Annotated in this window: 11 protein-coding genes; 2 read left to right on the top strand and 9 right to left on the bottom strand. The window is 58.9% G+C overall.

The window, feature by feature from the left end; genetic code table 11:
• Positions 1-214 precede the first annotated feature (214 nt).
• A complete protein-coding gene (locus POM99_RS18500; RefSeq protein ID WP_277280094.1) occupies positions 215-454 on the top strand; it encodes a hypothetical protein in 240 nt (79 codons plus the stop codon).
• 406 nt (positions 455-860) lie between these two features.
• Here POM99_RS18500 and POM99_RS18495 read toward each other — a convergent pair whose 3' ends face one another.
• Together POM99_RS18495 and POM99_RS18490 are read right to left on the bottom strand one after the other, a co-directional pair.
• Complete coding sequence (locus POM99_RS18495) at positions 861-2219, bottom strand: surface lipoprotein assembly modifier (protein ID WP_277280092.1); 1359 nt, start codon at positions 2217-2219, stop codon at positions 861-863.
• Between the two features lies 1 nt (position 2220).
• The gene (locus tag POM99_RS18490) at positions 2221-3183 is read right to left on the bottom strand and encodes a transferrin-binding protein-like solute binding protein (RefSeq protein WP_277280089.1); all 963 of its coding nucleotides are present in this window, start codon (positions 3181-3183) and stop codon (positions 2221-2223) included.
• A gap of 223 nt (positions 3184-3406) precedes the next feature.
• Here POM99_RS18490 and POM99_RS18485 point away from each other — a divergent pair, with 223 nt between their 5' ends.
• Positions 3407-3802 (top strand): hypothetical protein, encoded by a 396-nt coding sequence (locus POM99_RS18485; protein WP_277280088.1) that lies wholly within the window; start codon positions 3407-3409, stop codon positions 3800-3802.
• A 575-nt stretch (positions 3803-4377) separates the two neighbouring features.
• Here the strand turns inward: POM99_RS18485 and POM99_RS18480 are convergent.
• From POM99_RS18480 to POM99_RS18450, 7 genes are all read right to left on the bottom strand, one after another.
• Positions 4378-5142 (bottom strand): metallophosphoesterase family protein, encoded by a 765-nt coding sequence (locus POM99_RS18480; RefSeq protein WP_277280087.1) that lies wholly within the window; start codon positions 5140-5142, stop codon positions 4378-4380.
• A 42-nt stretch (positions 5143-5184) separates the two neighbouring features.
• Entirely contained in the window at positions 5185-6672 is a 1488-nt protein-coding gene (locus POM99_RS18475) for a lipopolysaccharide biosynthesis protein (RefSeq protein WP_277280086.1), read from the bottom strand.
• Entirely contained in the window at positions 6672-7601 is a 930-nt protein-coding gene (locus tag POM99_RS18470; protein ID WP_277280084.1) for a glycosyltransferase family 2 protein, read from the bottom strand. The genes POM99_RS18475 and POM99_RS18470 overlap by 1 nt, the downstream gene beginning before the upstream one ends.
• 196 nt (positions 7602-7797) lie before the next feature.
• Positions 7798-8418 carry a response regulator transcription factor gene (locus POM99_RS18465; RefSeq protein WP_277280083.1) on the bottom strand — a complete coding sequence of 207 codons (621 nt, stop codon included), beginning with the start codon at positions 8416-8418 and terminating at the stop codon, positions 7798-7800.
• A 336-nt stretch (positions 8419-8754) separates the two neighbouring features.
• Complete coding sequence (locus POM99_RS18460) at positions 8755-10071, bottom strand: UDP-glucose dehydrogenase family protein (RefSeq protein ID WP_277280081.1); 1317 nt, start codon at positions 10069-10071, stop codon at positions 8755-8757.
• A 577-nt stretch (positions 10072-10648) separates the two neighbouring features.
• Positions 10649-11989 carry a calcium-binding protein gene (locus POM99_RS18455; RefSeq protein ID WP_277280080.1) on the bottom strand — a complete coding sequence of 447 codons (1341 nt, stop codon included), beginning with the start codon at positions 11987-11989 and terminating at the stop codon, positions 10649-10651.
• A gap of 306 nt (positions 11990-12295) precedes the next feature.
• Complete coding sequence (locus POM99_RS18450) at positions 12296-12868, bottom strand: hypothetical protein (RefSeq protein ID WP_277280078.1); 573 nt, start codon at positions 12866-12868, stop codon at positions 12296-12298.
• Between the last annotated feature and the right edge of the window lie 176 nt (positions 12869-13044).

Raw genomic sequence — 13044 nt, 5'->3', positions numbered from 1 at the left:
CAACATCCCCGCCCTCGCCGTTCGTATGCACAAACGGACAGCCTCAAACATGCCCAAGGGTGGGGTCAATTTTAGACGCCGATTACCCCTCAAACGGGGTCAATTTTGCACGCCGGTCTACAGTTGCGATTGACTATTATTATCTTAGTACGTCATCCGAGCTATCGCAGCCATGCAACCCTCTCGCCTCCTCGCTGCAGCCAACCGCCTGCGCATGGCCTCTGCGATTTTGTCAGACCCCTCAGATGCCGAGATCGTGATCCGTTATGTGAAGGATCTCGAAGCTCTCGCGCGTCGTGAAGTGGGGCCTTCTCCAACAGGAGCGAGCGAGCAAGCCACGGACCGAACCGTGATAATCGCAGATTTCTTGAAAGTTGCCTATGCTCTCGACCTAGGCGAGGAATTTCAAGAGCTTCTCGACCGGTTTGACAAGGACGCCGGTCCGCCCAATTAATCCATGGTCAGCTTGCGCAAGTGATCGATGCAAGCTCGTGGCCGTACTCGTGTCATTGCATATTCGCTCGCCTTTGCAAAGGGACTTGCGAGATCAGGCTGATGCACACCTGACTAAACATCGCTTTGGCGGACCTTTCCCCGCCCACCGTTGGCAGCGCCTCGCTTTCCCCTACAACTCCCGAACAAGCAGAACTGGCGCTTGTCGCGAAGAATGGCGCTGTCCGGCGGGCAATATGATGTACAGCGTCCCAGACTTCGCTCTTGGCCGAGCCTTGCCCGTATCTCACCCCCACATGCGCAGCACCGGGCTGTGAAGAACTGACCGTATTGCGGACATGAGCAGGAGGACAGGGCCCATGCCGAATATGCGCAATGACGTATGAAGGGGTCATCGCCCAGAACAGTCAGAATTCTCGTGACAGTCCGAACTCGACCTTTATGCGATTGAAAGCATAGAAAAAGACCGGCGACCAGCTTTGCGTGTAGCGCAGACGGGCCGACGGCGTCAGTCCTGCCACAAGTATCTTGCGAGACGACAGGCCGAGCTCCATGTCTGCTATCCAGTCATTGCGCCGATCGGGCGGGAAAAGAAAAGGCGCGCGCCCCCAGACGCGAGTGAGGGTTGCGCGGGCAAATGCCGTCTGCTTTCCGAAGTCGCGAGAAACGATAAGATCTGTCCCGAGACTGCGATTGGCATAAGCGGGCAGTCGTGCCCCTTGCACGCCCGCCCGTCCCCCCATCCGTATTACAAACCGAGGTGACAAAGCACGGTCGAAACGGACATTGGCAAGCCAGGCGGTTCCGTCCAAGCCGCGGTTGCCCGAATAGGTTCGGCTCATGCCCGTAACATCAAGCTGGATCTGGCTCTTCGCCCCTAGCGAGTGCAGGACATTGAAACTTGCCCCCCAGCCCGCGTAGAATGGTTTTTGGCCAAACCATCTTTGCTCCGCCTTGATCATCGGGCGAAACCTTGTTGCGCCGCGAATGAACTCCGGGCCGGCAGACAAGACAAGATCAACATCATTTGCACGGGAATATGTGTAGAGGTCGGCGGCCGCCGCCAGATTGACTATGAAGTTTTCGCGAGCCCCGAGCCGTGGTCGCCAGAATGCTTCCGCATTGATGGAGAGTCCAAGGCCCGAGTGAGCCCGTGCTTCATCGTGCAATGCGATCGGAACCGAACCCACCAGGACGCTTGAAGCGTTGTTGGCACTCACCACATTGCTGTCAGGCGCGATGGATATCTGAAGGCTAGCACCTCGTCGTGACAATGACCGCAGGGACAGCTGGAACCGCTCGACCGATCGCGCGACAGCCTCAGGAAGGCCTTGCGTGCTTGCCCTGCGTACTTGATCGCGCGCGGCATCCACCTGCCCCATTTCGGCAAGGACCCGCGCAAGATCCAGGCGCACCCTCGTCGCCGCGGGCTGTGCATCAAGTACGGCCCGGTAGCGACGCACGGCAGCCGGCCTGTTCCCTTCGCGCTCGTCTATCTGGCCAAGGCGGAAGTTGGCCTCGGCGCGTATCTCCACGGCACGATTCGTGAGCAACGCCGACAGCATGCTCCTGGCAGCCCGAGTGTTGCCAACTTCCAAGAAATGATCAGCGGCAGCGAGAACCTCGGTCGGTGACATCGTGACGCAGTCTATGCCATCACAAGGCTCAGACGAGCTCACACTCGCATCGGAACCGCCGTCGCTGGCCAGCGCCGGCGTGGGTCCGATCGCCAGCATGAGTGCCAATGCAGCATCGATGCGCAGCAACTTAGGGCTTTTTCCCGACAAACGCGCCCACGGCAGTGTTGGTCCCGTCGCTCAGCGAGAAGGCATATCCGGTCTCATCTGCGGCCGGGCCGAAGAAACCGCCACCCATGCTTCCCTCCATCCCGAGCCCGCGCACGGTACCGGTGTAGCGGGTCTGATCGCCACCGATCTGCGCCGTACCCCTGATCGTACCAAGTGCGATGGTGCCAAGCGCATCCGAGCTTATGTCGGTCTGACCTACCAGCTCGACCTCGGTCTTTACAACGCCTGTACCGAAGTCGACGTTCAACGTGCCTGTACTTCCTGCGAGCCTGTAAGCTTGGCCATCCAAAGCCGCTATACCGTCGGCGATGCCCGTGTAGGTTGCCGTGCCCGCCTTGGGAAGATCCGCCAATGGCGTCTTCACGCCGGTCATTGCAATCCTGGTTTGATACCGGGTCTTGCTGGCTCCCACCTGGTAAGTTGACCACAGACCGAAGGTTACATAGCGCAGCGAAAGGCGATCATTGCTCGGCGAAGACCTGAAAAGCCGCAGTTCCTGCGTGGAAGTGCCTGAGGCAAAGCGATACGTGTCAAATGCAGAGCTGCTGGAAACACGGTCCGCTGGCAAGAACGTCGCGGAAGACGCCTCGTCGGAGAACGTGTAGGCATCCTTCGTTGCGTCGTACGAAACCTTGAGTGTGCCGTAAGCAGCCCTCGACGCGAGGTTTACACCACTGGCCGCCCCATCAGTATTGCCGACATCCGCGATGATCTTCGCGCTGGCGGCGTTGAAGTTTTCGCTGATCGTCGGTGGCAGGCTGGTGTTCGTCGGACTGGGCTCGGGTGTAGGTCCGACATTGATTCCTCCCCCACCTCCACATGCCGAAACCGCAGCCAGCGCGGGTGTCGCGATCAGCAGCCACAAGGCTTTCAATGGACCGGCACAGGTAGTGCGGTTTGAAGGCTGCTCAATCACCGACATTTAGGTCCCTCGTCTGGTCTACACCGAATTGCCCGGCCTTCTTAGCCTCGGAATGTAAACATTCCCAACTCCATCTTTCAAAACCGCGACATGCCGGAATCATTGCAGAACCTGCTCCCTTTTTCACCCTTCTGCGATCTTGAAGGAAAATTTTAAACCAATCCCGATTACCAAGCGCGGCAACCGACCCATTTGCCCTGCAGCGAGATCGCGAGCGAAATCCATGGACAGCATTGTCTCCTACCACGACCTCAAGGACATCATCTCGCATACATTCGGGATCAGCCATCAGGTTCTGCATATCCATGCCGGGCTTGCGATCTATCTTTCATGCCAGGTGGCCTTGGGCAATCGGCGTGCTTCGGGCATTGCCTTGTCCTTTGTCCTGGTGCTCGAGACCGTCAACGAACTGCTGGACTTCAGCTTCCATGGCGTTTTCTGGAGTGCAGACACGCTGCAGGACTATGTGTCCACCTTGATGTGGCCATCAATCCTTTACGGTGTCAGCCGGCTACGCCGCCAGATGTGGCGCGCCGAGTCCATGCGACGCAAACGCATGCGTAAGACATTTGCCTTGCTTCACGCGGGGCCGGCGGCCCGATCGATGGCAGCGGGCTGAGAGCAAAAAAACGCAGCTGCCACGCGTTATGCCAAACTTCTAGCAAGGCAACGCACTCGAGGCCTTGGAGGTGTCGGTCTTGCCGGATACTGCCTAAGGACAAGGTTGAAGCAAGGCGTCCTGGCCAGGGTTTTGCAAGCCTGGGCATCGGATAAACGCGCGCTTCGAACTAGGCATGGGCCATGCGCTATTAGGAATGGCAGTGCACATGTATCTGCCGAAACAGGGAGACCATCGTGGTGTGGAAATCCCGAGCCGCAGCCTTAACACGAACCACATTGCTGCCAGCCTAGTGCTGGCCCCGCGCCCTGTCGTTGCAATCGCGACGATCTTCTTCCCAAGACGGGTCTTCCAGCATCCGTTCAGCCTCGGCTACAGCGTCCCGGTAAGACCTTGACCGGCTTGCGCGGTATCGGACAAGAAGCATGAAGCCCAGGATGGCGCATACACAGGCGCAGACTGCGGCAAAGATTTCCACGCTACATCCTTTCAAGTGAAATCGGGCAATCGCAACGATGGCCGGAGATCGTGACTGCTCCTTGATCGCACTTGGCTGGAGCGACCTGCGCCATACGTCAGGTGTGAAGGTACCAGCGTTCGGTATCCTGCAAGCAAATCGCGCTCAATTGGCCGGAATAATAGGCACCGGTGTCGATACAGATGCGATTAGGGCGCTCATCGATATCTTGTGCGATCGTGTGCCCGTGTACCACCATCTTGTCGTGACGGGTCCCATCTTCGAGAAAGTCCTTGCGGATCCAGTGCAAGTCGGATTCCACCTGCTTCTCGAGCGTGACTCCAGGCCGGATCCCCGCGTGAACAAACAGATAATCACCAAACACGACTTTTGACGGCAGACCTTTCAGGAAGGACTGGTGTTCGGCCGGGATGATGTCGAGCGATGCCTTGAGGATTTCCTCGACCGACGCCCGCTCAAGCGTGTCATCGGGTACTCCGTAGCTTTGCAACGTCTCATAGCCCCCAAAGCGCAGGAACAGCCGCAGGGCATCCAAGTTGCCATTGAGAGAGGCCACCATCACCTCTTCATGGTTGCCCATCAAGGTGATGCAAGGGATCTCGGCAGCTAGTTGAATCGCGACTTCAACAACGCGACGCGAGTCAGGGCCACGATCGATCAGATCGCCCAGGAAAACCATTTGCCACTGCGACACCTCTCCGCGAATCTTGTTGTCCTGGTAGATCTTCTCAAGAAGCTGCTCCAGAAGGTCCGCACGCCCGTGGACGTCGCCGATAGCGTATAAACGCTGGTCGGCTCCAACCGACAGCGGGGCCTCCGGCGGGCCTCCGCGCAATCGTTGCCGAATCTGCTTGAGCATCATCGCGTCTCAATTCCTGCAAAGAGCATAGGAACAATCCTCGCGTTAGCCTTCGGCCGGCGTGGGGCGCTGCCGACGGACCAGAGTCCGCGCCCCGGAGAGGAACTCTGCCACATAGCCAGGCCAGATACCTGCCCGGTCGCCCGCCACAATCACTGCGATATATCCTAGGGCGCCCACGGCCGATACAGCGATTATTCGGACAAGAACGGGACTTGCAAATAAAGCCTCACGGACGGCAATGCCACAGGCAGCCAGCCCGATCGTGGCCAGAACGATCGGACGCATCCGTCTGACAAAGACCGACCAGGTGACTTCAAGCGTCGCATTCATATACCGGACATTGAGAAATGCGAACGCATACATCCGCAGGACATATGTCACGACCACTGCAGTGACTGAGAACTGGGCGGCAATAACAGTGAGCAGCGCATTGGCGACAGTCTGGAGCAGGGCCTGACGGCGGATGATGTCGGTTCTGCCCTTTGCGACCATGACCGGACTGAAAATCAGGCTCATGCAACTTGCCAGAATGCTCAGCGTAAGCATCGCAAGGACCGAAGCCGACCCCTCCCATTTCCGGCCTGCGAGAAGAACCATGGCGTCGCTTGACAGCAGACTGACGCCGACAAAGATCGGCGCTGCAATGAGGCTGATTATCTCGGCATATTGCAGATAGGCCTGCTGCATGGCCTCGCGCTGCTCCCGGACCCGCGCAAACAGGCTATAGGAAACCGAACTGAGGGGAGCGATCACGAGCTGGAGCGAGAAATCATATAGTCGCCAGGCAACGCGGGTCTGGCCCAAAGCGACGACACCCAGAAAAAATCCTATGCAGAGATCGACAATGCGGCCGTTGGCCATCTGCAGGGTATTGCTGATTGTTACATCGAAACCCGTGGTAAGCAGCCGGCGGGTCTCCGCACGGACGAAATTTCGACTTGGCAGCCACGGACGCGCGACCACGACAGCCAGACTGTAGACGATCGTGAAGACGAGCTTCTGTGCCGCCAGCGCAAACACGCCGAAGCCGTTCATGGCAAGAACGGCAGCGACAATCGCCCCGGTTACCGTAGCCGTGACATTACGCACGGCTATTCCCCGGTACCGCATCTCATGACGCATGATCGCTTCGTTGACCTGCCCGACATTCTGCAGCAATGGCACTGCTGCCAGCACCAGCATGACAGGCGCCACGGCACTTGCATGGGTCAGATAGGCCATTGGTTCAGCAAGGGCGACGATCAGCAGGAGATTGCCGATGCCGATCAGCATGAGCAGCCAGAAGGACGTCGAGCGGATCGACTGTTCGTCGGCGCCCCGCTGCAGCAAGGCCTCGACCTGACCGAATCTGCCGAACACGGTAAGAAGATCGACCAGCGCAGCAGCCATCCCCATCGCACCGAAGTCGGCAGGAGAGAGCACCCTGGCAAGGTACAGGAATACGCCAAGCGAGGCGATCATCTGACCACCATTGCCGACGAGCATGTAAAGCGAATTCAGAAACGCGGCGCGTCCAAGAGCCACAGCCATTAGCGCCCTTGCAAGGACGAGCGCCGGATTGCCGCTGCCGCAGCGAGGAAACTGCCCGGGTGCGAGAGCGCCTTGACCAATGCATGGATGGGCTTGCGATCTCTCAGGGCGACACGGACGTCGTGAAGGGAGGCGGCACGAAGGAAGTACCGCTGCCTGGCAATCAAGGCCACTTGTGAGGGACGCGACAGTCTTTCGCCGTAGCGGGCGAGAATCTCCTCAGACAGTCGCGCATGGTTGCGCAGATGAGCGCCACCTGATCGACTCAGCGAACCTGCCCTGCGGCGATAGATATAGCCGCAGTAGCCCGTTGCGAAGCAGCGCGGTTCGTGAGCGAATGCAGATGCATAAAGCATATAGTCCTGCCCGCTGCGGAACGACAGATCATAGCGCAGGCGATTGGCTTCCACGAAAGAGCGCAAGAAAAGCGGCTTCATGTAACCGGGATTGATGGAGCGGCCAAAATTGGCTGATTCCACAAAGAAGTTTTCCGACGAGAAGGGCCTGGCATCTTCGGTAAGCCAATGAAAGGCCACATCGACTGGAACAGTGCTGGGATAGTCGGCGATCGATTGGTTATCGAACACCATCTCTGCGTCATTGGCTTCAGCAAGAGCCACCAGCCGTGAAAGGCGATCGGAAGCGTAGGCATCGTCTGCGTCAAGCAAAGTCAGCCACTTGCCGGTTGCCTTCTCAAATCCGGCGTTCCTTGCTGCAGAAGCGCCGCCATTCTGCTCGAGACAGATAGCAATGATCCGCTGGTCTGCAGCAGCCATATCCTTGATGATCAGAGCAGAATCATCGGTAGAGCAATCGTCGACGACGATGCATTCCCAATCTTCAAAGGTCTGACGCTGCACTGACGAAAGCGCCTCGGCTATGAAATCCGCGGCATTGTAACACGGAACAACAATCGACACTGCAGGCATAGACAGGCAATTCCAATCGAGTGCAGCCGCTCGGCCAGGCCTGAAACGCCGGGCATCAGGCTCGGCCGTTACCTACTTTCAATTTGCAGTGCAGCAAAGCTCTTTTGAGCTGAAACCTTCAAGTGGGCGTCGGCCTCAGGCCGATGGATGGGCATGATCGTCACATTGGCTGCTGGTCGCAAGCGATCATGACGCCTCACGCCGCCTCCGGCAAGTCGTCCCCCACCTCGAACCGGATGCGGACCGCTTCTGCGGCATTGCGCGCTCCAATCTTGCCCATCATCTTCATGCGATGGATTTCGACCGTTCTGGGGCTGATATCGAGCGTCCGTGCGATGCCCTTGTTGCTGTGGCCGATCGCAAGGAGGTCAAGGACCTGCCGCTCCCTGACAGACAGGCGCGAAAGCTTTGAGATTGCTTCAGCGGCGCGAATTTTCTCCGCCGCCTCAGCAGCCGCCTGTGGGGCCAGTTCCACCAGCAGTTCAGTTATCTCGGTCGTTGTCTCTGGGGTCACGATGTAGTTCAGAGCGCCTGCCTTGATCGCCTTGACTGCTTCGCGGATCGTAGGCTCAGACGTATGGGCGACCAGTGAAAGCCAAAAACCGTGCCGATTCATCTCGGCCGTCAGGTTCTCAATCGTAAAGCTCCCTTTGCCTAGTTCGAGAAGGATCACTCCTCGAGCTGGCCGGGCTTCGACAAGCTCTCCGACATCGGCGTAAATCTCAGCATGCGAGCCGGCATCGAACACCAGTCGCGCAAGCTTGGCCCGGCAGGCGGAGTCGGGCGAGAGAACATGGATGAGCAAGGGATTCATCATGGATTAACCATGAGTGAGTTGCACAAACCAAGCCAGAAAAATTGCCACCAATATGGTGGGAAATTTCAGCCCGGCATCTTCACATCTTTGAAGCCGGGCCAATTTTTAAGAGTCAATCTGGACCTAAATCCATCCGGATCGAATGCTCGAATACAACGGTCGTTGCCTTGGCACCGTGTTGCGCCCGGCCTTAGACGGGCAAGCCCATGATGGAAATGCGCAGTTGCCCCGATGTGGTTACACCTAGGAGGATCCCTTATCGGCGCTCAGGCTGGCAAGGCCCGCCCCACTCCTGGCATAGCCACGGAGTAAAGGCAGGCCCGTAAGCCAGCAATCTCAAGGGCGTCCGACGCTGCTGTAGTGGAAGCCCTTTTCGCGTGCTTCCACCGGATCGTAGATGTTGCGCAGGTCCACCAGGATCGGTTGCGCCGCCAGCTGCTTCACCCGGTCAAGGTCCAGCGCGCGGAAGGCATCCCATTCGGTGACCAGCACCACCGCATCGGCACCCTTCACCGCTTCATAGGTGTTGGTGGCCATGGTCACGCCGGGCATCAGCGGCGCGGCCAGTTCCATGCCTTCGGGATCATAGGCGACCACTTCTGCCCCGGCATCCATCAGCGTCTGCACGATGGCGATCGACGGCGCATCGCGCATGTCATCGGTGTTGGGCTTGAAGGTCAGGCCCAGCAGCGCGATGCGCTTGCCCCGCGCCTCGCCCGCGCCGGCCTCGGCCAGCGCCTCGATCACCTTGCGCCCCATCGCGCGCTTGCGGCTGTCGTTGACCTTGGCCACCGCCTCCACGATGCGCAGGGGCGAGTTGTAGTCCTCTGCTGTCTTGAGCAGGGCCAGCGTATCCTTGGGAAAGCACGATCCGCCATAGCCCGGCCCGGCATGGAGGAACTTGGAACCGATGCGCCCGTCGAGCCCGATGCCGCGCGCCACGTCCTGCACATCGCCGCCCACCTTTTCGCACAGGTCGGCCATTTCGTTGATGAAGGTGATCTTGGTGGCGAGGAAGGCGTTGGCGGCATACTTGATCAGCTCGCTCGACCGGCGGCTGGTGAACAGGATCGGCGCCTTGTTGAGGAAGAGCGGGCGATAGACCTCGTTCATCACGGTGCGCGCCCAATCATCCTCCGCGCCGATGACGATGCGGTCCGGCCGCTTGAAATCGCTGATCGCGGCACCTTCGCGCAGGAATTCGGGGTTGGAGACGACCGCGAACTTCACCCCCGTGCCGCTTTCGCGGATGATCCGCTCCACCTCGTCACCCGTGCCCACCGGCACGGTGGACTTGGTGACCACGACAGCCGGTGTCTTCAGCTCCGCCGCCACTTCCTGCGCCACGGCATAGACATAGCTGAGATCGGCATGGCCATCGCCACGGCGCGAAGGCGTGCCCACGGCGATGAAGATCGCCTGCGCGCCTTCGATCGAAGCGGCCAGATCGGTGCTGAACGAAAGGCGGCCCGCCTTCACGTTGCCGGCCACCAGTTCGGCAAGGCCGGGTTCGTAGATCGGCATCACGCCCGCACGCAGGCTGTCGATCTTGCCCTGGTCCTTGTCGATGCAGACCACGTCATGCCCGAAATCGGCGAAGCACGCGCCGGACACGAGGCCCACATAGCCCGAACCAACCATCGCAATCTTCATGGGTTACTCCTTGATGTCGTCTTGCCCGGACTTCGATATCCGGGTGAATCTCGGTGAGGGGCAGCCTTTGGCATAGGCGGCAGTCGCTTGGGGGCAATACCTTTGTCATAGAAACGCGCAAAGCTGCCATGCGGCTTTGCAGTCACATTCTTGTCGATCGCCCCTATCACCGTCTTCCCTGTCTCAATGCAGATTTGAGACCGTATTGGGCTGTGTGGCGACACAACCCTTTCCACAAAGGCGAGCGCAAGGCTTGAAAAAGCGCCGCGACCTGATCTGACGACCATCTTTTGCGTGCGCCCGTATATCCGCCCGCGCCAAGGGATCTAGGTATTGCCCGAGAGGGGCTCGACCGGTGTCAAGAGCATGACAGTAGGTCCTGTTGACTTTTCCTTGTTGGCGACAATCCCGTTAGCCAAAGCAATGCTCCTCGCTGTGCGAACCGAACATTCGCGTCTCGAGGCACCTGCCTTGCCGCCAATCCCTCTAGATTCGCTTAATCTGCAAAGCATCGTGCCTCGTTCGTCCGGTCGGCAAGAAGCGGATCGACACGGCTTGGCCGAGCGCTAGGGCCGCTTCAAACGTGCAGAAGGATGTCGTCCAGCGTCAGTTGCGATGATTTGACCTGGATCTGTGTGTCGCGAATGCCATCGCCGTTGCTATCGAACGAAACGAGCCAGTTGTTGGTGCCCATTTCCACAAATGAGAGTTTCAGGTCACCTGAGAAGGCCGTCAAATCAATGCTGTCCTTGCCACTCTCGAAACCGAAGATGACATCGCGGCCGAGCGAGCCCACACCGCTGTCGCCCGGGGCAAAGACAAGCCGGTCGACACCAGCGTTGCAATAGAGAAGGTCCCTGCCAAAACTGCCAATGATCGTGCTTCCGCCAGGCCCTGCTTTCAACCTGTCCTGAGCAGCGGTTCCAATCAGCAATTCAGGTGCCGGCGGCGGCGGCGGCGCAAACATGATATCGCCTTTCGTCAAGGCAGTGACATTCTCGAGAACGACGACGAGCGCATCCTCGCCCCCCGAATCTGGCACAAGATTGAGACGAACAATCAGGTCATTGCCATCGGCTTCCAGGAACAGCATCGATTGCGGCTCGACCTGGCCGAAGCCTGTCAGGTCCAGTCTGTCGACGCTCGGCGTGAAATCGCCGATCGTGTCCACGTCGTCCCCGCCACTGGACCCTGGCACAAACAGGAACGTGTCACGGCCTGCTCCGCCGAGGAGGAAATCGCTGGCCGTTCCGCCGCAGATCACGTTGTCCTGGCTGTTTCCACGCCCGGAAAAGCTCCCGGTTCCTGCAAAAAAGAGGTTCTCGGCATTGTCTGGAAGAGCATAGGAGCGGAGCATGGTCTTGACGGTATCCGAACCGGCACCCACAAATTCGGTAACGGTATCCAGCTTGTCATCGACCAGGTAGACATCGTCTCCTGACCCACCCGCCATGATATCGGGGCCTTGGCCACCATCGAGCAGGTCATCGCCTGCTTCCCCGGCAAGCACATCCCTGCCCTGCCCACCCTTCAGAACATCGTCACCATCGCCTCCGCGCAGGCCGTCGCGACCCATGCCGCCATCGAGAAGATCGTTGCCACTTCGGCCGTCGAGAGAGTCGCGTCCAGAACCGCCCCGCAGATCATCATTTCCAGCTTCTCCGACCAGCTGGTCATCGGAGGAATTTCCCACTAGCAGGTCGTCGCCATCACCGCCAAACAGCCGATCCTGCCCCAAGCCACCGGAAATCTGGTCGGCGCCAGTGCCTCCCGATAGCAGATCGCTGCCAGCCCTACCGTCGATCCAGTCGTTGCCACCCCCGCCAGTGATGATGTCATCGCCGGCCGTGCCCCTGATCGAGTCATTATCGTCGCCACCATCAAGAAGCGAACCCGCCAGAAGAACGATCTTGCCCACACATCCACCTTGCCGTTGCCAAGTCCGATCGCATGGGAAGCTGATCAGCCGCCTCCGGGATCAACCACGGCACTGCGACTTCCACCACCCAGATGCTGTCGCCAGTATATCGGCAATTATTGCACGGTAGCGACATGGAGCGCTGGATGGTCACGTAGTTCGGCGGATACCACCTCGGAAGGCAAGACCGATCTTCCACGCCGGGAACGGCACGGAGGGCTTACCCTGCCGATCCGTGTACGGTCAGGGTCGGCTATACCCTCACGATCATGCTGGAAACCAGGCAGGGCCTCTTCCCACGGCAGTCTAAAGTTTGACTGTGATACCGTGTGGCCCATCCGGCAACTCAGGGCGATATACCTGGCCTGCGAGGCCGAAAGCGTAAGTCAAAGCGATCAACGACAAAAAGTGCGGGATCAGCAACACTGCCGCCGATATTCTTACACGTCCCGCAAAGCGTATCCCTGCCGCCAGGCCGAGCAATGCACATCCCATAAGGATCTGGGCCAGACCGACTGCCTGCATGACAAAAAACAAGGCTTGCGAAGCGCTTGAAAGGAAAAACGAAAACAGTACCGCTGATATCGCCGTGCCGCGCCGATCGGCGCCACGGGAGGCCAATAGGATGGCCAATGCCCCGCCTAACAAGGCAGTTGCCCCGATCCTGAAGACTTGAGCAGCAAAAGCCAGATTAGAATCCCCGAAAATTCCCGACTGCTGCAGCCAGTATCCCGACAGTCCGCCTTCGTACATCTGCTTGAGCAGAAAATCCATTCCCGTCATGCCGGGAACTGTAACTAGGCCCCAGCGAATATAGCTTGCCCGTATCTGAGACGGCGAAGCAATCTCGGTCGTCTTGCTCTTCAAACGGTTCTTCATCACGCCAGCATGCCCCATCCTACCGGTGGTTCCCGCCCTAATCAGACAGCAAAGCAGGCGCCACAACTTTCTAGCGCATGGTGAAGGTGGGGACGGAAGGGGCGACGACGTGCCGGCTTGCAGGCCAGTGCCCGAATGGGGGCGGGTGGCGCTGCCATCGCTATAAGTATTGCTAC

Source organism: Novosphingobium cyanobacteriorum (assembly GCF_029436685.1).
Taxonomy (GTDB): domain Bacteria; phylum Pseudomonadota; class Alphaproteobacteria; order Sphingomonadales; family Sphingomonadaceae; genus Novosphingobium; species Novosphingobium cyanobacteriorum.
The sequence above is the reverse complement of the archived record's forward strand: the minus strand, read 5'-3'. Positions and strand labels throughout refer to the sequence as shown.

Excerpts from the sequence above, each read along its gene's own strand:
- POM99_RS18500 (WP_277280094.1), top strand. The coding sequence starts at position 215 with ATGGCCTCTGCGATTTTGTCAGACCCCTCAGATGCCGAGATCGTGATC.
- POM99_RS18490 (WP_277280089.1), bottom strand. The coding sequence starts at position 3,183 with ATGTCGGTGATTGAGCAGCCTTCAAACCGCACTACCTGTGCCGGTCCA.
- POM99_RS18485 (WP_277280088.1), top strand. The coding sequence starts at position 3,407 with ATGGACAGCATTGTCTCCTACCACGACCTCAAGGACATCATCTCGCAT.
- POM99_RS18480 (WP_277280087.1), bottom strand. The coding sequence starts at position 5,142 with ATGATGCTCAAGCAGATTCGGCAACGATTGCGCGGAGGCCCGCCGGAG.
- POM99_RS18475 (WP_277280086.1), bottom strand. The coding sequence starts at position 6,672 with ATGGCTGTGGCTCTTGGACGCGCCGCGTTTCTGAATTCGCTTTACATG.
- POM99_RS18470 (WP_277280084.1), bottom strand. The coding sequence starts at position 7,601 with ATGCCTGCAGTGTCGATTGTTGTTCCGTGTTACAATGCCGCGGATTTC.
- POM99_RS18465 (WP_277280083.1), bottom strand. The coding sequence starts at position 8,418 with ATGATGAATCCCTTGCTCATCCATGTTCTCTCGCCCGACTCCGCCTGC.
- POM99_RS18460 (WP_277280081.1), bottom strand. The coding sequence starts at position 10,071 with ATGAAGATTGCGATGGTTGGTTCGGGCTATGTGGGCCTCGTGTCCGGC.
- POM99_RS18450 (WP_277280078.1), bottom strand. The coding sequence starts at position 12,868 with ATGAAGAACCGTTTGAAGAGCAAGACGACCGAGATTGCTTCGCCGTCT.